17 protein-coding genes are annotated in these 19,829 nt (G+C 66.4%); 11 read left to right on the top strand and 6 right to left on the bottom strand.

The window, feature by feature from the left end; all coding sequences use genetic code 11:
• The 3 genes from HGB10_09895 to HGB10_09885 form a co-directional block, all read right to left on the bottom strand.
• A partial coding sequence (locus tag HGB10_09895; GenBank protein NTU72115.1) for a hypothetical protein occupies window positions 1-634 on the bottom strand: 634 nt, incomplete at its 3' end.
• A gap of 56 nt (window positions 635-690) precedes the next feature.
• Window positions 691-1,689, bottom strand: coding sequence for a helix-turn-helix domain-containing protein (locus HGB10_09890; protein NTU72114.1), 999 nt, complete (start codon window positions 1,687-1,689; stop codon window positions 691-693).
• A gap of 170 nt (window positions 1,690-1,859) precedes the next feature.
• Complete coding sequence (locus HGB10_09885; protein NTU72113.1) at window positions 1,860-5,582, bottom strand: hypothetical protein; 3,723 nt, start codon at window positions 5,580-5,582, stop codon at window positions 1,860-1,862.
• A gap of 547 nt (window positions 5,583-6,129) precedes the next feature.
• Between HGB10_09885 and HGB10_09880 the strand changes: the two genes are divergently transcribed.
• The 11 genes from HGB10_09880 (at window position 6,130) to HGB10_09830 (ending at window position 17,324) form a co-directional block, all read left to right on the top strand.
• The gene (locus HGB10_09880; GenBank protein NTU72112.1) at window positions 6,130-6,990 is read left to right on the top strand and encodes a methylated-DNA--[protein]-cysteine S-methyltransferase; all 861 of its coding nucleotides are present in this window, start codon (window positions 6,130-6,132) and stop codon (window positions 6,988-6,990) included.
• Window positions 6,991-7,075: 85 nt separating this feature from the next.
• Window positions 7,076-8,431 carry an alpha/beta fold hydrolase gene (locus HGB10_09875; protein ID NTU72111.1) on the top strand — a complete coding sequence of 452 codons (1,356 nt, stop codon included), beginning with the start codon at window positions 7,076-7,078 and terminating at the stop codon, window positions 8,429-8,431.
• Window positions 8,432-8,493: 62 nt separating this feature from the next.
• Window positions 8,494-9,372: an MBL fold metallo-hydrolase gene (locus HGB10_09870; GenBank protein NTU72110.1), complete on the top strand. Its 879-nt coding sequence runs from the start codon at window positions 8,494-8,496 to the stop codon at window positions 9,370-9,372.
• Window positions 9,373-9,741: 369 nt separating this feature from the next.
• Window positions 9,742-10,548, top strand: coding sequence for a phosphocholine cytidylyltransferase family protein (locus HGB10_09865; protein NTU72109.1), 807 nt, complete (start codon window positions 9,742-9,744; stop codon window positions 10,546-10,548).
• Window positions 10,548-11,666, top strand: coding sequence for a histidinol-phosphate aminotransferase family protein (locus HGB10_09860; protein ID NTU72108.1), 1,119 nt, complete (start codon window positions 10,548-10,550; stop codon window positions 11,664-11,666). The genes HGB10_09865 and HGB10_09860 overlap by 1 nt, the downstream gene beginning before the upstream one ends.
• Window positions 11,663-12,313 (top strand): CDP-alcohol phosphatidyltransferase, encoded by a 651-nt coding sequence (locus HGB10_09855; GenBank protein ID NTU72107.1) that lies wholly within the window; start codon window positions 11,663-11,665, stop codon window positions 12,311-12,313. Before HGB10_09860 ends, HGB10_09855 begins: the two co-directional genes overlap by 4 nt.
• Before the next feature lie 58 nt (window positions 12,314-12,371).
• The gene (locus HGB10_09850) at window positions 12,372-12,905 is read left to right on the top strand and encodes a hypothetical protein (protein ID NTU72106.1); all 534 of its coding nucleotides are present in this window, start codon (window positions 12,372-12,374) and stop codon (window positions 12,903-12,905) included.
• 104 nt (window positions 12,906-13,009) lie between these two features.
• Entirely contained in the window at window positions 13,010-14,428 is a 1,419-nt protein-coding gene (locus tag HGB10_09845; GenBank protein NTU72105.1) for a peptidoglycan DD-metalloendopeptidase family protein, read from the top strand.
• Between the two features lie 95 nt (window positions 14,429-14,523).
• Window positions 14,524-14,739 carry a hypothetical protein gene (locus HGB10_09840; GenBank protein ID NTU72104.1) on the top strand — a complete coding sequence of 72 codons (216 nt, stop codon included), beginning with the start codon at window positions 14,524-14,526 and terminating at the stop codon, window positions 14,737-14,739.
• 67 nt (window positions 14,740-14,806) lie between these two features.
• The gene (locus tag HGB10_09835) at window positions 14,807-15,637 is read left to right on the top strand and encodes a uridine kinase (protein NTU72103.1); all 831 of its coding nucleotides are present in this window, start codon (window positions 14,807-14,809) and stop codon (window positions 15,635-15,637) included.
• 232 nt (window positions 15,638-15,869) lie between these two features.
• Window positions 15,870-17,324 carry a hypothetical protein gene (locus tag HGB10_09830; GenBank protein NTU72102.1) on the top strand — a complete coding sequence of 485 codons (1,455 nt, stop codon included), beginning with the start codon at window positions 15,870-15,872 and terminating at the stop codon, window positions 17,322-17,324.
• Between the two features lie 40 nt (window positions 17,325-17,364).
• On the opposite strand, the gene HGB10_09825 is transcribed toward HGB10_09830, so the two are convergent.
• From HGB10_09825 to HGB10_09815, 3 genes are all read right to left on the bottom strand, one after another.
• Window positions 17,365-18,771, bottom strand: coding sequence for a HAMP domain-containing histidine kinase (locus tag HGB10_09825; protein NTU72101.1), 1,407 nt, complete (start codon window positions 18,769-18,771; stop codon window positions 17,365-17,367).
• Window positions 18,772-18,779: 8 nt separating this feature from the next.
• Window positions 18,780-19,481 (bottom strand): response regulator transcription factor, encoded by a 702-nt coding sequence (locus tag HGB10_09820; protein NTU72100.1) that lies wholly within the window; start codon window positions 19,479-19,481, stop codon window positions 18,780-18,782.
• 63 nt (window positions 19,482-19,544) lie between these two features.
• On the bottom strand, window positions 19,545-19,829 hold a 285-nt coding region (locus tag HGB10_09815; GenBank protein ID NTU72099.1), incomplete at its 5' end, for a hypothetical protein.

Below are 19,829 nucleotides of genomic sequence, written 5' to 3'. Positions count from 1 at the left end.
CCTGTGGCTCGGTCTTGACGATGGAGTAGAGCGTGCCACTCGTAGGGTCGCTGACGAGTACGCTCGTCGCGACGACACTTCCCGCATCGATCCCGTTGTGAGCCCATCCGCCGTGCGTGCGCTGATCGAGAACCGTAACGGTTGGAACGAGTGAGCTGTTGTACGTTGCACCCACTCCGGTCGCCGACATCGAGATCATGATGTGGCGCGGCCCGGACTGGGCGTCGTCGCCGAACTTCGCAAACACCCATCCCGCTTCGGCCGGGATGTGGCCCGAGGCATCGGTGGTGATACGCGGAAACGTCGTCCAACTGTCTCGCTCCTGCGCCCACAGCCCCGTGATGGGGTTCCACGTATATCCGCGGTTAAGCATTCCGGCGGGAGTCGTTCCGACGGTGAAGCGCACCTTGACGTAGTACGCGGTGCTTGTCGCGAGCCCAGAGACCGCGTCGGTCGCGATGTGGACCGCAAACGGTGTGTGGTCATTCGCTACGTACTCAGGCCACTGATCGGCGCCACCGCTGAACCCGGTTGCCGCCCCGAACGCCATCGTCGGAGCGAATGCCCCCAACGCCAGCGCTGCCGCGAGGGCGAGCGCCGCCACGCGGCTACGGATTCGTGCTGTTGCGCTCATGGAGCCTCCTTGCGGCCAACACAGCCTGACGGGCCGTGGGCCGAGCCGAGTCGGTCCTAGACGGCGATCCGAGTTTCCTCGCCTGTGTGACTGGCGTCGTAGCCCGATAGGCCGCCGACCCCGTTCTTGAAGCCGCGGCTCGAGAGCCTCTCGAGAAGCCGTTGGATGTCATCGCCGTGCGAACGATCGGCGTTGAACACGAGGTCGTAGCGCTCCGTGAAGAGTGGTGCGAACTCGAGGCCGTGGGCCTCAGCGGCGGCGCGAATCCCAAGACCCACGTCGGCCTGCCCTGTTGCAACCGCCAGAGCGACATCGCCATGTGTGCGCATCACCGTGTCGTACCCGGTCACCGCCGAAGCAGGGATACCAAGATCACCAAGGCGCGCATCGAACCAGATTCGTGTGCCTGAGCCGGGATTGCGGTTGACGAACCGGATACCGGGTTCGGCGATGTCCTCGACCGCACGCACTCGCGTGTCGCCGGGCGCACTCATGAGCCCCTGCTCCCGATGTGCAAGCGTGACCACATCGACGGAGCGGTCGGGGAACAGGTGCCGCAGGTAGGGGACGTTGTAGTCTCCCGCCGCAGCATCGAAGAGGTGACAGCCGGCGACATCGGCAAGACCCTGACGCAGGGCGATGAGTCCGTCGAGGCTGCCTACGGAGGACGCCATGATCTCCTGGTCACCCGCGAGCGCGTTGTACTCATCGGTGAGTAGTTGCAGCGCGAAGTCATCGCTCCCGAGCGCGACCATCATCTTGCGCTCGCCTGAGTCGGGTGACACGAGCATATGCACGGCGAGCGCCGTCGAGGTGGCGCGGTAGAACTTCTCGGTGTAGTTGCGGGTCTTCTTCACTCCCGCGAGCTCGATGAGCTCAACGGCCTCGAGCCGTTTCACGTGATGGCGAATCCACGCGGCGTGTTTGCCGAAGTCCCTGCCGAGGCGTGAGATCGTCGAGGGCCCGCACATGAGCCGACGAAGGATCGCCATGCGATGCTCATCTGCGAGCGCTGCGAGTTGATCTTGCCGGTTGATCATCCCGAGCGGCTGCATGTTGATTCACCCTAAGACCGTGCTTAGCGTATGGGCGTTCAGCATACGACCCCGCAGGCAGCAGGGTCAATGCACTGCGACCGCGCGCCTACCCACGCGAACGCAAAGGGCCGCGAGCCTGAAGACAGACTCGCGGCCCCCTACCAAACGGAATCCGAACGTCGGTGCGCTTACGGAGCGATCGGACCCGAGAGGTCACTCGTGACGGTCACCGCTGCGCCGGTGGCCACAACGACGGGTGTCGCAGCTGTGATCCGGGCCTGGTGGTCGTAGTACTGGCTGAGACCCGGCGGCGTGCCGGTGAACCGGACGTGGTAGGTGCCCGCAGGGAGTGACAGCGTGTAGTCGCCCGACGCGTTGGTGAAGACGCCCTTCACGTGGGCGTGGGTGGTGGCGTCAAACACCGAGACGACGATACCTGTCAGGGGCTCGGACGAACTCGTAATCGTGCCGCTGATCGTCTGCGTCGTGACGACCGGGGGCGCCAGGTCGCTCGAGACGGTGACGTTCGCCCCCGCGCCCAGCTCAACAATCGCCGCTTGGGTGATGGAAGACTTATGGTCGTAGAACTGGCTGAGCGATGCAGGCGTCGTGCCCGTAAACCGCAGATGGTATGACCCGACCGGCAGACTCAGCATGTAGTTGCCGTTGGCGTCGGTGAACGTGCCCCTGACCGACGCGTTGGTCGCCGCGTCAAACGCGGTAACGACGATGCGGTTGAGAGGCGTGCCATTGTTGGTGATCGTGCCCGAGATGGTCTGCGACGCGATGACCGGAGCCAAGTCGCTGGAGACGGTGACATTCGCGCTCGGCGCCAGGTCGACGACGGTCGCATCAGCAATCGATCCCTTGTGGTCGTAGTACTGGCTGAGCGATGCCGGTGATGTGCCGGTGAATCGGATGTGATACGAGCCCGCAGGCAATGCTATCGAGTAGTTGCCGAGGTTGTCGGTGAACGTGCCCTTGACCGAGGCGTTCGTCGCGGCGTCGAACGCGGTCACGACGATGCGATTGAGGGGCACTCCGGCGGCGGTCACGTTGCCGGAGATCGTCTGCACCGTGGGAGCCGTGATGTCGAAGTCCGCCGTCTTGGTGGTCTCGCGGTTGCCCGCAGCATCAACGGACAGCCAGCTCAGCGTGTACGAGCCGACACCAGACACCGTCGCGAGCGTGCCGCTGGTAGCCGAGGACGGATCGCCGAACCACCACAGCGTCTGCGCGACGCCGCTCGTCGCGTCGGTCGGAGTGAGCGTGATGCTCGCCGAGGAGACGTAAGTCGTGGTCGCGTTCGAGCTGGTCGTTGGCGCGAAGGTATCCAGCGTGATGGTGTCCGAGAGGACGATGGCGTTGCCAGCCGCGTCCGCGTACTCGGCCTCCATCGTCTTCAAGCCGTCGGTGGAGGACACGGTATGGGCCGTTGTCGCCGAGTAGGCGATCCAGCTGCCCCAGTTGCCCGCGCCACCGATGTTGCGCAGACGCATGAGCGTAGCGCCGGTGATGCTCGAGTTGAGCGTGGTCGCACGCGTCTTGGTGAAGAGCGCACCGTTGTTGAGGGCCATGGTGCCGGACGGCGCCATCGTATCAAGATAGATGGTGTCGGACAGCGTCGTCGCGTTACCCGCGGCGTCGCGGTACTGCGCTTCGACGGTCTTGGTGCCGTCGCCGGACTGCGTCGTCTGCGCGACCGCCGCCGAGTACGCGATCCAGCTGCCCCAGTTGCCCGCACCACCGATGTTGCGGACGCGCATCTCGGTGGCACCGGTCACGGTGGAGTCCACGCTGACGGCTCGCGTAGTGGTGTACGAGGCGCCGTTGTTGAGTGCCATGACGCCACTCGGAGCCTCGGTGTCGAGCGTGATCGTATCGCTCACGATGAGGATGTTGCCGGCCGCATCGCGATACTGCGCTTCGACGGTCTTGAGGCCGTCGACCGCGGTGAGCGTCAGCGGTGTCGCAGCGGCGTAGGCGGCCCAGTCGGACCATGCGCCGGCGGCGTCACGCACACGCATCTCCACTGCACCGGTGACGGTCGAATCCACGCTGACCGCGGTCGAGGTGGTGTACACCGAGTCGTTGTTGACCGACATCGTGCCCTCGGGGGCGCCGGTGTCGAGCGAGATCGTATCGGAGAGGGCGGTGATCTTGCCGCCGGAGCTGCGGTACTCAGCCTCGACGGTCTTGATGCCGTCGCCGGTCGACAGCTCGAACGGAACGCTCGCGGCGTATGCGGTCCAGTCGGACCACGTGCCCGCTGCTTCACGCCAGCGCATGTCGACGGTGCCGGTCACGGCGGAGTCGATCGTCACGGCGGTCGTGGTGGTCGTGCTGGCGCCGCCGTTGATCGTCATCGTGCCGTCCGGTGCGACCTCCGGCGTCCCGCTCACGGAGTTGGAGAGCGCCGACCAGTTCGAATTGTCGTCGACGGCCTTCATGGCGAAGTAGTACGGCGTGCCGGTGACCAGTCCGGTCACCTCGAACGACTCTATGCTGCCCGCAAGCTGCGGAGTCGGCTCGCCGGTCGCCTGAGTGGCCAGACCGAATGCCGCATCGTCGGTGATCGGGGATGTCGAGTAGCGGACGTCGTAGGCGGTTGCGGTTCCGGTGGAGCCATCATCGCCCGGTGCAGTCCAGCCTAGCGTCACTGACTCGGTCGCCGTCGCGCTGACAGCGAGGTCGGTGGTCGCGGCAGGGGCGGTCGTATCCGCGACGAACGGAGTCGCTGTCGCCGAGCCCGAGCGCGGGCTCACGTTGGTGTCGGTATCGGCCGCACGAACGTAGTAGCTGTACGAAGTGCCGTTGGCGAGGCCCGTATCGGTGAATGTCGTCGTTCCCGCGGCGACGTCGCCGGCAAGCGTCGGAACCGCCGACTGCAGGGTCAGGTCGCCGAACGTCCCCGGGACGAGCCGGTAGACCTTGTATGCCGAGAGACCCGAGCCGCCCGCATCGCTCGCCGCGGTCCAGTCGAGTTGCACTGCGCCGTCGAGCGGCGTCGCAACAAGGTCGGCGGGAGCGCTCGGTGGCGTCACGTCGGTCGCACCGATCGCGACGTCTGAGTCACTCGGGCCGGTCGACACGCCCTGCCCAGGCGCCCATGCGACCTGGTTGAGCTTGACGTTCATGGTGGTGCCCTGCGGAACGCCGAAACGGAAGTCGCCGGTCGCTCCTGCGGGGCCAAAGTTCTCGTCGTCGACGACGCCGTTGGAGTCATCGTCGAGGACGTTGGCCTCGGTCTTCTGCAGCGAGTACGACATCGAGGCATCGTCGGACTTGAGGGCCTCCGCGCGCTTTGCCGCAGCGGCTCCGGTCGCAACTCCGTTGTGCACCCACGCACCCTGCGTCTTGGCATCAAGGATGTTGACGATGAACTTGCTCAGTCCGTTGTAGGTGCCTCCGCCAGTCGGCGTCTGCATCGAGATCGTGAGGTAGCCCTGGGTGGCCGTGAGCGGCGGATAGGCCGCGCCGAAACCGGTGAAGTTCTCGTCACCGACCTTCCAGTAGACCCAGCCGGACACGTTGCCGCTGGCATCGGTCACGACACCGGGGAAGCTCGCGGCGCCTTCACGGGTCTGGACCCATCGGCCAAGCGCCGGGTTGAAGGTGAACCCGCGAGCGTCGGTGAATCCGCCCGCTGTACCCGTCTTCGAGAGGCGAACGTTCACGTTGAGCGCCGTGCTCGCCGGCAAGCCGGTCATCGCGTAGTGGATGGCGTACGCGGTGTGGTCGTTGAGCACGTACTGCGGCGGATTCAGGTCTGCTCCGCCGGGTACGTCTGACGCGGCGAAGGCCGGCGCTGCCGGCAGCTGGACCATCGCCACGACGAGCGCGAACGTACTGAAGATGCGCACGATGCGATCCAAGGCACGTCCGAGCGGTTTCTTGGGCAGTGTGATCATGCTTCTCACCCCTTGCGCCGGACCCATGCCCGGCCTTGATGGACGAACAGGTAGGCGCCCGAACACGAGCACCTACCCTAAGTCGTTGCTTAGGGTGGAATATGCGCCCGGAACACAGCAGGTGTCAAACGGGAAAGCCTGCCGCCGCCCACGAAGAAAGGGCCCCGCAACCTTCGCGGAGCCCTCTCCCATCGCTGCTGACAGCGACGTGCAGTATTCGCAGTTAAACGTTGCGAGTGACGGTCTATTCGCAACGCCGCCGTCCTAGGCGGTGCCGACCTCCGCGCTCGCGGAAACAGTCAGGACCAGTGCAGCGATGTGATTACTTCGCACTACTGGCTCACCTCCTCTTTGTCGGCGGGTCGCACCATCGCGCCCTCGGGCATTCCCGTGCCCACCATTGAGCGAGTGCCGTGCCGAGTTCGCCGCGCAAGCCGATCGATTTCGGATGGAATCGCCAAGCGGCACGCGCGTACACTGCGAGTGGCATCCCGGGGCCGTAGCGCCCCCACCGCACCCCCGTCTTCGCCCGCCGAGGAGCCCGCCTGTGACCGCACCGCGCCCATCCGCAGACCCGATCGCCGCAGCCGTCGCCTCGGCTTGCGCCGCGATCGATGCTGCGGTCGCCGCCGGTGAGCGCGCGCCGTCCCTCGATGCACTCGCGCTCGCGAGCCACGTCTCGGCGACGCACCTGCGACGCGTCTTCGTCGATGCGCTCGGCGTGACTCCCCACGCGTACGCGGACGCTCGGCGCGCGGAGCGGCTGCGCTCGGCGCTCGCCTCGGGCACGCCCGTCGCCGATGCGATCGCAGGAAGCGGGTTCGGCTCGGCCAGCCGCGTGTACGAGCGCACCGGTGACCTTCTCGGCATGACGCCGTCTCGCGCGCGCAAGGGCGCGCCGGGCGAGCGCATCACCTATGCACTCGCGGACAGCTCGCTCGGACGGCTGCTCGTCGCGACGACCGAGCGCGGCGTGTGCCTCGTCGTGTTCGGCGACACCGCTGACGAGCTCATCGCCGAGGCCCACCGCCGCTTCCCGCGCGCAACGATCGAACCGGCCGCTCGCGAACACGCCGAGTGGGTCTCGGCAGTCGTTTCGCTCGTCGACGCACCCGCGGACTCGGCGCGAGCTGCCGCGGTGCCGCTCGACGCGCATGGCACCGTCTTCCAGCAGCAGGTGTGGGCCGCGCTTCGCGAGATACCGCCGGGCCAGACCGTCACGTACTCGCAGCTCGCCGCCGCAATCGGCCGCCCCACCGCGATGCGTGCGGTCGCGCAAGCGTGCGGCGCGAACCCGACAGCGGTCGTCGTGCCATGCCACCGCGTCATCGGCGCGGACGGGTCGCTCACCGGCTACCGCTGGGGCGTGGAGCGCAAGCGAGAACTGCTGGCCCGCGAGCAGAGGTAGCGACTCGCCCGGCCTGTTGATGGGTACGCACCTCATCGGGGAGGTTGCGCCTGTGCGGCGCAGCGCATCGAGGGAGGTCGCAGTCATGGCGAAGTGGCTCGCACTGTCGGGGATCGGTGTCGGTTCGGTCGGCATCTTCTTCGGCTTCTACTACCTGTTCGGCGGACAGCCTGAGATGGGGATCGCCATCGTGGCGGCGACCACCGTCGGTGTGGTTGGCGTGCTGGCGTGGATCCGTCACGTGTTCTTCCACGCCGAAGACGCCAAGCGACTCGGCTGGGAGTCAGACCGCCCCGATTGGGCGTGGGAGGTCGGCTATGCGAATCTCGGCTTCGCCTTCATGGCGATTCTCGCGGTCGCATTGAGGATGGGCCCGGTCGCGCAAGGGCTCACGATCGCGGGCTATGCGCTGTACCTCGCTCAAGCGGGCCTTCTTCACGGCTATCGCTACTTCACCGACGAGGTGAAGGTCCCGGCCCGCCTCTGGCGCAGCTGCGTCGCGACGCTGCTGTTCGCGGGAGTGATGGGGTACTTCGCGTTCGCGGCAGTGAACCTGCCAAATGGAAAGGTGGTCGACGTGGAACCGACATCTGCCAAGCCGAGCGCGGCGCAGCCCGCTGGCGTGATGCACGTGAAGGTTGGAGACATGTCCGTCGGCTACAAGACGGTCGGCCCGACGTCGGCTGACCCCGCGACAAAGGCCGCGTTGCCGCTCGTGCTGATCATGGGGTCGAGCGGCACCATGGACACGTGGTCGCCCGAACTGATCTCACTGCTCGCGCGCGACCGCAAGGTCATCGTCTTCGACAACCGCGGTATGGGCGAGACCGATAACCCGATGGGCGCCTATCCGTTCTCGCAACTCGCCGATGACACGGCCGGACTGATTCAGGCGGTCGCCGGCGGCAAGGCGGACGTTCTCGGCTGGTCCATGGGCGGTAAGGCTGCACTCGACCTAGCTGTGCGGCACCCCGAGGTGGTGGGCAAGCTCATCTCCTACGCCGGTGACGCCGGCGGCACGAAGTCGCTGCCGCCCACCGCCGCCGCGATCAAAGTGCTCATGGACACGTCGGCGGATCCGCGTACGCGAGGCATGGAGCTGCTCGCGCTGCTGTTCCCCGAGTCGTACCGCACGGCGCACCCGGATTACATGCGCACCTACCCCATCCCCAAGGAGCAGATGCTGCCTCAGGAGATCGACCTGCAGAACACGGCAATCACCGACTGGGCGGGCGTGTGGGACAAGCTCGGCACGATCACGAGTCCCACGCTCATCGTGACCGGCCTCGAGGACCAGTTCTCCCCTGCCAAGAACGCCGACATGCTGGTTGCCGCGATCCCGGGGGCGGAGCTCGCGGCGTTCAACGGTGCGGGGCACGGCCTCATGTATCAGGACCCGGTGGCCCTGGGCGACGCGGTCGCGAGCTTCCTCAACAAGTAGCCGCGCGGGGCGCTAAGCTCGCAAGTTCGCGTGTCATACTCACGCGTGAGGTGATGTGCGACATGACGAACACGACCGGGCTGCCCATGGGGGCGGTTCACATCGCAGGCGACACCTATATGGTTCCGGGTCTGACGAACTCAGGGTTCGTGGACGGGCTCGTCATCGACACCCCGCCGGAGGCCGAATGCTACGACGGCGTCGCCATCGACCGGCTCGCCATCACGCACGGACATGCGGACCACTTCGCGGCCGGCTCGGTGCTGCGCGAACACGGCGCCACGGTTGTCGCAGCCCGCGACGACGCCGCGCTCGTCGAGAACCCCGACATCAACATCCGCGGCATGTTCAGCTGGGCCAAGCCCGGTGACATGCTCATCACGAAGCTCTTCCTCGGCGTGCCGTGCAAGGTCGACGCACTTGTGGAGGACTGGCGTGACCGCCGAGCAACGCCGGTCGCCCTCCCGGGTCACACGCTCGGACACACCGCGTTCCTCACACGCGACGGCGTGCTGTTCACCGGCGACGCGCTCTACCAGGAGCCGCTGTGGAGCAAGCACCCGCTCCCCTACGCGATCGACCCCGACATGGTCGCGCGCTCGCTCGCGAGCATCCGCGAGCTTGAGTTCGAGTGGCTGGTGCCGGGACACGGCAGGCTGGCGAACCGCGAGGAGACGCTTGCCGATATCGACTTCCACCTCGCGCAGATCGACGCAATCCAGGAACTGCTGCTCACCGAGTTGCGCACGCCCCACACCACCGAGGAGGCAATCGCGCTGGTCTCTCGCAGACGAGGCCTCAGCGCCAACCCGGCCGGCTACTGGCTGGCAGTGACGACGGTCAAGGGGTACCTCGGCGACCTGCTCGGTAGGGGGCTTCTCGAGTTCTCGGTCGTGGACCACGCCGGGGTCTGGCGCACCGCCGAAAACCCCGCGCCGTAGCACGCTGATTCGCTCTTTACCTCCCCGCCACCTATAATGGCGGGACTCTGCACTGCATTCGCGGTGCTCCGATCGGAGAGAATCCGGTCGCCCTTCTCTTGCTCCCCCGTGGCCCGACTGATCGGCTGCACGTGTCAACAGCGCCAGCATCCTGAGTGCAGGCGCAGGGGGAAGACTCACCGCACGGCTGCCGCGTGAGGGCGCGAAGCCGGGATCTACGCCGTCGAGGCGTTCTTGCTGTTGCCGCACTCACGGCAGCCACTCCGAGCCATCGATGGATCACCTGCGTGCGGCCCCTGGCGGGTCCGCACAGACTCGGCGTTTCGTCGTCCGATGGCGCGCCGAGACACGCTGATCAAGGAGCCACCCATGTCTCACTTACGTGACGCTCGCAACGAGCGTCCCCGCACGGCCCTGCTGCTCGCTGCCGGAATGGGCAGCCGGCTCGCGCCGCTCACCGACTCGACCGCCAAGTGCATGGTGGGCCTGAGCGGGATCCCGATTCTCGAGCGCCTCCTCCGCACCCTCTCGAGCTACGGGTTCACCCGTCTCGTCATCGTCGTGGGGCACGAATCCGAGTCGATACAGGACTACCTCGGCGAGCGCTCGGGCGACATCCAGATCGACTACGTCACGAGTTCGCGCTACCGCACCACCAACAACATCTACAGCCTCTGGCTCGCGCGCCACGTCATCGACGAGCCGTTCCTACTCATCGAAAGCGACCTGGTCTTCGACGAGTCGCTGCTTGAAGGCATGCTCAAGCCCGACCGCATCGCGATATCGCGCCAGTTGCCGTGGATGAACGGCACCACGGTCACGCTCGGTGGCGGTCCAGGCATCAGCGCGTTCTGCCTCGGTGAGATGAGCCGACCGGACGCGACGCACTACAAGACGGTCAACATCTATAGCTTTGCGCGCAAGACGTGGCAGGCGGTGTGTGAGCGGCTCGACTCCTACATCAACGCACGACGCACCGGCGACTACTACGAGTCCGTCTTCGCCGAGATGATCGCCGACGGCAGCCTCGCGCTCTCGCCGGTGTTGTTCGACTCCGGCAGCTGGTATGAGATCGACACGCTCGCCGACCTCGCCGCGGCCGAGCTGGTCTTCCCGCGGCACTCCGCGATGATGAAGGCACGCGCGAAATCAGTGCTCGCCGGAGCCGCAGGGTGATCGGCACACATGCCGCCGCGCGAGCGGCACGCGAGATCGAGTACGAGGCGCTCCAGTCCGAGCATGGCGGTTACTGGCGCCACGGTTTCACCGACCACGCGTACCTCTACAACCTGCACTTTCCGCCGCAGTCGCTCTTCGACTCGTTCGGCGCCCAGCTGCACGAACTCGTCCTCAACTACCCGGTCGCGCAAGACGTCGTGGCGGGGCTTGTCGGCGAACTGATCGGCCAGCCTGCCGAGCGCATCGTCGTGGGCAATGGCGCCGCCGAGCTCATCAAGATCCTCTCGGGCACCATCGCGACCAAGCTCATCATCCCCACACCGTCGTTCAACGAGTACGCGAACGCCGCAGCGCCGGGTGCCGCCGTCGAGTTCGGGCTCGACGCGCCGTCGTTCACGCTGGACGTCGAACGCTTCGCCGCCGAGGCGATCGCATGCGGGGCCGATGTCGCGGTCGTCATCTCGCCCAACAACCCGACCTCGCTTCTCGTCCCGCGCGCCGACCTTCTGCGCCTCACCGACCTGCTGGCCCCGCACGACTGTCTGCTCGTTGTCGACGAGTCGTTCATCGACTTCGCCGCAAAGGGCGCGCGCGAATCCGTGGAGCGGGACCTTGCGAACCACGCCAACCTCGCCGTCATGAAGAGCATGAGCAAGGCGTACGGCATCTGCGGGCTGCGTATCGGCTACTTCGCGACCGCCAACGCCGAACTCGCCGCGCGCATGCGCGACGGTCTGCACATCTGGAACCTCAACGGCTTCGCCGAGTCGTTCCTTCGCATCGCACCGGAGATTCGCGAGGAGTTCGTGCTGAGCTGTGACGTCGTGGCCGTTGAGCGTGACGTCTTCTTCGAGCACCTGCACCGGATTCCGGGCCTGACGTCGTATCGGCCGGACGCCAACTACATCTTCTGCCGGCTGCCCGACGACGGGCCGACGGGGCCCGAGATCGCACATACGCTCTTCGTCGAGGACAACATCTACCTCAAGCACTGTGCCGGCAAGACGATGCCCGAAGCCGACCGCTACGTACGCATCGCCAGCCGCACGCACCCGGAAAACGAGCGTTTGGTCGAGGCGCTCAAGCGGGCGCTGAACGCAGGGACCCGCCGATGAGCGAGAGAATCCCGGACGCGCCGCGCCGCTCGATGTTGGCGTTCGCCGGCGAGCTCCCCAACCTCGTCTCGCTTGCGGGGCTGCTCTGTGCGTTGCTCGGCATCTACTTCGCGATTCAGGGCAACTTTGCAGCGGCGATGATCGGGCTCGTGTGGGCCATCGCGTTCGACTGGTTCGACGGGCGCATTGCGCGCGGCATGGCGGGCCGCTCCGACAAGCAACGCGAATACGGCGCGCAGCTCGACTCGCTCATCGACGTCGTGAGCTTCGGGGTCGCCCCGGCCGTGGTGCTGCTGTCGCTCGGCCACTTTTCGCCGTGGTTTCTGCCCGGCGCCTTCGTGGCACTTGGTGCAAGCGTGACGCGCCTGGCGTACTTCAACATCTTCGGTCTCGCCGAGGATGGCACCTACCGAGGGCTCGCGCTCGACAACAACGTCATCCTGCTGATCGCCGCTTTCGCGCTGCAGCCGCTCATGAGCGGGCGCGTCTTCGCGATGGGGGTGTACGCGCTGATCCTCGTACTCGCGGCGCTCAACATCTCGCCGATCCGCACGCCCAAGTTCGCGGGCGGATGGTACTACGCGGTCGTCGCCTATGCGTTGGCGATGACGGCGCTGTTCACGCTTCGGTTGCTCCAAGCGGCGTAGACTAAAGCGACAACGTCGACGCGCCACGATCGTCTGGCGCCCGTAGAGAGGCCGCTTCGTGAAGAGACTGCTGATGTGCCTCGTGGGGCTGCTGCTCGCTGCGAGCGTCGGCGGCTGTGACCTCGTCGTGTTCGGCAAGCGCGCGACGGTGCTTCCCGCACAGACCACGTCGACTCCCTCCCCCAGCTCGCGTGGCACCGGGTCGGCGTCGCCCGCCGGACCGGACGCCGCCCTGCGCACCCCGGATCCGGAGTCTGCCGAGGGCAAGGCGATCGTTGCCGCTGTCGTCGAACGAATCGACACGGACCTCGGCTTTCCCACGACTGTCCGCATCGACCAGATGTCGGTCCAGGACGGCTTCGCGCTCATCTCGGGCACGCCGAGAACCGCCGCCGGTGAGCCGATCGACTACAAGAAGACCGCGTACGCGGAGGCCGTGAAGCAAGGTGCGTTCGACGACGGGGTGCTCGCCTTGCTGGCTTACGAGAACGGCGCGTGGACCGTGCTCGAGTTCGAGCTGGGTGCCACCGACTTCCCCGGCGAGTACTGGATCGAGAAGCGCCAAGCACCCACAGGCCTGCTCGGGCGCTAGCCACTCATCGGCTGTTGAGGTAGTCCTCTGGTATCCTCTTCGAGCGTTCTGATACGGGCCGAGGGGGCCCGCGTCGCCACTGCCGACGATGTTCTGGGGGGCCCGTGCCGGCACACCGATCCCGACTCATAGCGCGCGCACTCATCGCATTCGCGCTGCTCACGGTAGTCGTCGCCGGTGCACCAGTCGCGGCGTCGGCGATCACGACCGGAAGCGGCGGCTGGTACTGGCCGGTCGCGACCGAAGACTTCCAGGGGTGGGACGGCTGGTGGGTCTACCGCTCCAGCAACCACTCGTGGCACATGGCCCAGGACATGCCGGCTCCGTCCGGCCATCCCGTCTACGCGATCGGCGATGGAGTCGTGCTCGAGTCCCAGGACGGCAAGGGCTACGGCGGCGTCATCGTCGTGCTCCACCGCACGCTCGAGGGACAGCTCTTCAAGGCCGTCTACGGCCACATCCACCGCAAGAGCATCAAGAAGGGCGACGTCGTCACAGCCGGCCAGATCATCGGCACCATCAACGGCGACCGTCACGTGCACTTCGGCATCCATCCGGGACGCGCATATCCCTCCGACCGCAACCCCTACCGCGGGCACACGTACACCAAGAAGCGCACCTACGGTTGGGTCAACCCGGTCCGGTTCCTCCGAGAGAACCCCCGCTCGCTGGCGTATACACCACCGAAACTGCCCCGCGTTGCTGTCGTCACCGCGACGGTCACACCCACGTTCCTCGGGGTGGCGGGTGGTCGTGTGTACTACAGCTGCGATGAGTCCGAGAGCGTTACTGTGTACCACCGCCCGCTCGGCGGCGACGAAGCCGCCGTGCACACCAGCGGCACGCCGCTTCCCTCACTCGACGCGACCAGGTTCTCGGCGGTCTCCGTGACCGAAACCTCGTTCGCCGTGGCCGATCGGCTCCCCAGACTGGTGGTGCGCTATTCGACCAAGGCGCCCGCCTACCGCAAACCACTGGCCGTGACCGGTACGCTCACGAGCCGTGGCGGCAGCGCGTTCAAGGGCGCACGGGTGGTCTTGGAGAGCTCTACCGACGGCACCTCATGGGCAACAGTCGCATCGACAAGTACGGGGCCGAACGGGCGCTTCTGGATGCGATACACGCCGGGCACCCGCAGCCGTTTGCGCGTGCACTTCGCACCGCGCTCCATCTACATGCGCACGGGCTGTGCGGCGACCACCGTTGCGCCTTCGCCGGGTCTCGGAAGGCCGCTTGCACCCAAGACGATCAAAGCAAGCAGGCGCTTCGAAGTCGAGGGTGGGCTTCGCGCACCTCACCCGAGCGGCCGCTGGCTCGTGACCCTCGAGTACCAGAAGCGGGTCGGCGCCGTGTGGCGACCGGCATTCAAGCGCCAGGCGATCACGCGTGCCGAGTCGCACGGGCGCGTGTACGAGCGCTGGGGCACGCTGGCTCGCGGCGAGTGGCGTGTTCGTGCCACCATGCCCGCCGATAAGGAGCACGCGGCTCAGACCACCGGATGGGCCCGCGTTTCGGCGCGGTAGACGGCGCCACAGGTGCGGAAAGCGTCGCTCGGCCGGCGTATCGGGGAAGAACCCCTCTAGCGCACGAAGCGTGGTTAGCGAACCTGGAGGACGACATGGCTGGAAAGATGTTCTACCGCGAGCGGTCCAACACCGAGGAGGGCGACCAGAAGCCGAGGTTTTGCCTCGTAGCGGTCGCCGACATGGACCTCGAGATCCACGTGAAGCACATGCGCAAGAGCGAGCTCGAGCAGATCGCGCAGGCGGTCGGGGCGGAGCTTATCGAGCTCAAGGTCGAAGACAAGGGTCACAAGCTGCAGGTCGGCGACTAGACTCAGGAGCGAGCGCGGCGCCTCGCGCGCCCGAAGCGTCAGGACCACATCGACACGGGAGGCATCCATGCCGCTCATCCGAGAACGCGACAGTAAGCGCCTGCACATCAAGAGCCGTCTGATGGGCGAAAGCCTCGTGAGCGACAGTTTCCTTGAGTCGCTCGAGATCGCACCCCAGGTGCCGCTGTTCCCGGACGTCAACGTGATCAAGATTGGCGGCCAGTCGATCTGCGACCGCGGCAAGCACGCGCTGCCCGGCGTCATGGCCGAAGTCGTCGCCAACAAGGACGCCCACAAGATGCTGCTCATGACCGGCGGCGGCACGCGCAGCCGGCACATCTACTCGATCGGGCTGGAGCTCGGCATGCCGACCGGTATCATCGCCGCCTTCGGCAGTTCGGTCTCGAAGCAGAATGCGTTGCTCGTCGCCACACTGCTCGCACAGTACGGCGGCATCGAAATCGAGCAGGACGCCGTCATCAAGCTGCCCAACTACTTCTCGCAAGGATGCATCCCGGTCACGAGCGGCATGCCGCCCTACGACCTGTTCGCCATCCCACCCGAGAAGGGCCGCATCCCCATCCACCGCACGGATGTGGGGACGCTGCTGATGGCCGATCTCATCGGCGCCAAGAGCTGCATCTACGTCAAGGACGAGGACGGCCTGTACGCCGATGACCCCAAGAAGGATCCGGATGCCGAGTTCATCCCGCTCATCAGCGCGAGCGAGCTCAAAGCGCGTAACCAGGACGATCTCGCCATCGAGCGGCCATGCCTCGACATCCTGCTCAACAGCCAGATCCTCAAGAGCATCCAGATCATCAACGGGATGAAAGAGGGCAACCTCACCCGTGCGCTCGCAGGCGAGCATGTCGGGACGATCATCACCGCCGAGTAGACCGGCCACGGACTCGAAACACACCGCATGCGACCATTGGCTCGGGAATCGCTGTGCCTGAATTCAGAACGGGCCGAGCCTGACGCCAGCACATTAGTGGCGTTCGGCCCCAAGCGCAGTACGACTACCAACGAGGTCCGCCCGCGGTCGATTCGCCACTGACTCCATCGCGTACGTGCCACCGGAAACAGGTTTCCCTGCCGGGGCCAACCGCACACTGAGGGAGTCTGTCATGAGGCGCTCGAGAGTCGTCGTGTTCGCGCTATCCATCGCACTCGTCTCGGCGTTCGCCGCTGCCGTGCCACTTGTCGCCAGCGCCGCCACCGGATGGGCGACCACCAAGGTCACCTCGGCGACTGCCGATCAGATCCTCCCCTTCGTGTCGGGCGATCGCATCGCGTGGCGCGGACGCGTGGGCACGGTCGATCAGATCTTCACGCGGCGATTCGGCATCGATGCCGGGCCCGTACAACTGACGAACGGCACCACGCAGCAGCTGACCCCGTATGTCTCGGGTGACAGGGTGGCGTGGGATGGGATGGATGCGACGAAGCTCCAAGTCTTCACGCGCAGGATCGGCATCAACCCAGCGACAACGAAGGTCTCTGTCGAAGGAAATGGCTCGATGTTCGCGCGTGTCTCGGGAGACCGAGTCGCGTGGCTCGGCTACGATCCAGTGTGGGACAAGCTCCAAGTCTACACCCGCAAGATGAACACGGAGACCACGGCGACGCAGCTCACGAACGTTACGTCTGACGTGAGTAACGTAGAGCTCTCGGGCGACCGCATCGTATGGCGACAGCATGACGAGAGCGGTATCAGCCAGGTATTCACGCGCAAGGTCGGCGTCGACACCACAGGCACCCAGTTGACCTTCGGCGGCGAAGACAAGGCTGAGCCGAGAGTATCTGGCAATCGGATCATCTGGTCCACAAGCGACGGGATTGTGGCCCAGATCCAAACGATCAAGGTCGGCACCGATTCGTCGCCTACCACTCTCACCACGGACATGCAGAACCATCGAGTGGCGAGGGTGTCAGGCGACCGCGTTGTGTGGTGGGCCTACGACACAACAGGTGTTGCTCAGGTCTACGGCATGAAGGTCGGTACCGATTCGCAGCCGATGACTCTGACGAGTGGTCCGCGAGGACATTACAGCCCCGAGATCTCTGGCAGTAGAGTCATCTGGGTCTCATCCGTTGGATCTGACCAGCAGATCTTCACCAAGTCCTTCGGCACCGGTCCGGAGGTGCAGCTGACAAACGATGCGAACGAGCATAGCCAGGCCCTCGTCTCGGGCGACCGGATCGTCTGGCGGGCGTGGGACGGTACGGCGTGGCAGGTCTACCGAGCGAAACTCGTCACGACGCCTTCGCTCACGCGCGCACCCACGACGTCGTCGCGCACGTACACCCGTAAGCGCGGCGTCGCCCGCTACACCCTCTCGGTGACGGTCCGCGACAAGGATGGCACGCTCGCCGGCGGTAAGCGCATCTACCTGCAGACGAGCGCGAACGGCAAGACCCGGTGGAAGAACACCTACTCACTCAAGACGAGCGCCGCCGGCAAGGCGACCAGGAGCTTCGGCAAGACGAGGCGTGCGACGCACTACTACCGCTGGTACGCACCAGCGAGTTTGGGCTACAACAAGGCGTACACCTCGCGCCAGACGATCCGCGTGAAGTAGCGGAACCCCTCATAGCACAAGGCGCCTCAAGCCAGCTTCGCTAGAGCGGCAAACGCACCTCGAACCGGGTGCCTGCTTCCGAACTCGCGAATCTGACGGTGCCGCCGAAGCGTTCGACGGTCGCACTGACGATCGCGAGCCCCAAGCCGCTGCCCGGGATCGCGGCGGCGTTGCGCGCGCGGTGGAAGCGCGAGAAGACCATCTCCTGCTCCGCCAACGGGATGCCCACACCCGTGTCGGCCACCGAGATGAGCGCGTCACTGCCCTCTCGGACCGCCGAGACGCTGATGCGCCCTCCAGCGGGCGTGAACTTCACGGCGTTGTCGAGCAGGCTGTCGACGACCGCCTGCAGCTTCGCCTCGTCGGCGGTCACCGGTAGCGGCTCGTCGATGGGGCCGACATCGAGAGCGAGTTCGGCCTGCTCGGCGCGGGACGCGATGGTGTCGAGTGCGCTGCGCACGACGGCGGTCACATCGACGCGAGTGAGCTCGACCGACTCCCCGGCCTCGATGCGTGAGAGCCGCAGGAGTCCCTGCGAGAGCGCTTCGAGCCGCCGCGCCTGGCCGAGGGCGCGCTGCACGAGACGGCGCTCGTCCTCGGTCTGCGCGGCCTTCTCGGCGAGCTCCAGGTCCGCCTCGAGCGCTGTGAGCGGGGTGCCGATCTCGTGAGCGGCATCCGCGACGAAGCGCCGAAGCGACCCGACGGTGGTCTCAACGCGGCCGGCCATGGTGTTGAACGAGTCGGCGAGACGCCCGAACTCGTCGCTGCGAGTCACGGGAGCGCGCGCGGACAGGTCGCCCTCGGCCATGCGGTCGCTCGCCTCGGTGAGCGCGACGAGCGGATGCGATATCCGCGACGAGAGCAGGTAGCCTGCGAGTGCGGCAAGTGCGACCGCGAGTGCGCCCGCGAGTGCCCACGCCTGTGCGACGAGGACCACGGCCTCACTCCCCGATACCGGCGCCTCTGAGAGGTCGACGAAGAGGTTGGTGCCCTCGACCGGATAGCGCAGCGCGCGACCGAGCGAGCCGAGCCTGTCGGGGCCGGCCGTCGCGCCGAAGATGCCACCACCAAGGGGCCGAGGAAGACGCTCGTGGTCGCCCCGCTCGGAGGGTGAACGGCCCTCGCCTCTGTCGACGAGCCCCGCGGCGTCGAGCGCGCTTGGTGACCCAGAGTCCGCGCGAAGGACCTGCGAGTCGTCGTAGATCCTTACTCGGGTCTGCGTGGTGAGCGCGGCGAGCTGGACCCATCGATTCAGGTCCTCGGCGCTTCCGGCGGTGACCTGGTTGCCCGCGATGAGCCGCGAACTCGCCCTCAGGTACTCGTCCTCGGCGTGCCGATAGTAGCTCCCCAGCACGCCAAGCAGTATCCCGCCGAGAAGAGCGGCCGTGAGTAACGCGATACCGGCGTACGTGAGCGCGAGTTGTGTCCGCAGCGAGCGGCTGTGCATGGTCGCCTTCACGTCGCGAGCCTGTAGCCGATACCGGTGACGGTGAGCAGCAACCTGGGGTTGCTCGGCTCGACCTCGATCTTCTCGCGAAGCCGCCGTACGTGGACGCTCACGGTCTTGTCGTCGTAGTACTCGCCGTCACTGCCCCACACGTTCTCGAGAAGCTGGGTGCGCGAGAAGACCTGCTCGGGATGTTGGGCGAGGAAGACGAGCAGGCGGTACTCCGTGGGAGTGAGCGCGATCGGCTTGCCGTCGCGGGTGACGGTGGCGCGGTTGCGATCGACGACGAGGTCGCCCACGTACAGGATGTCAGCTTCGATCGACGAGAGCTCGCCGTAGGTGCGGCGCAGAAGCGACCGGATACGCGCGATGAGTTCGCGCAGACGGTAGGGCTTGGTGAGGTAGTCGTCCGCACCCATCTCAAGCCCGAGCACCTTGTCGAGCTCATCGGATTGGACAGTCAGCATGAGAATGGGCTGGCGCATGCCGGCGAGTCGCATCTGGCGACAGAAGTCGAAGCCGGAGCCGTCCGGGAGGCGCACGTCGAGAACGATGAGGCTCGGGGAGTTGTCCCGGGCCCACGCGACTCCTCCGCCGCCCGTCGACTCCCAGTGCACGTCGAAACCCTCGCCGCCGATACCTTCGACGAGGCCTTCGGCGACAGCGGGGTCGTCTTCGATGACGAGGATCGTGTGGATGCGATCAGCCATGGTGTGAGAGTAGCACTCAGGCGGCCGCCCTCCGCGCGGGAGAGCGGCCGCCGATTGTGCTTCCTACCAGCCCGGAGCCGCCGGAGCGGTGGACGTGGTCTGGCCGGAGCCGCCGGCGTTCGGGGCGCCCATCATGCCTCGACCGCCATGCCCGCCACGACCGCCGTGCTCGAAGCCGTCGTCGTCACGCTCGAGGTCCTGACCCTGGCCGGCGCTCGGTGCGCCCATCATGCCGCGACCCTGCTGCTCGGTGCCCTGCTGGCCGGGGAGCGCGCCGCCCGGTGCCTGCTGGCCGGACATCGCGTACTGCGCGGGCCGGTCGCCGAGCCGCCCGCCGCCCATGCGGCC

This window comes from Coriobacteriia bacterium (assembly GCA_013334745.1).
Taxonomy (GTDB): domain Bacteria; phylum Actinomycetota; class Coriobacteriia; order Anaerosomatales; family JAAXUF01; genus JAAXWY01.
The sequence above is the reverse complement of the archived record's forward strand: the minus strand, read 5'-3'. Positions and strand labels throughout refer to the sequence as shown.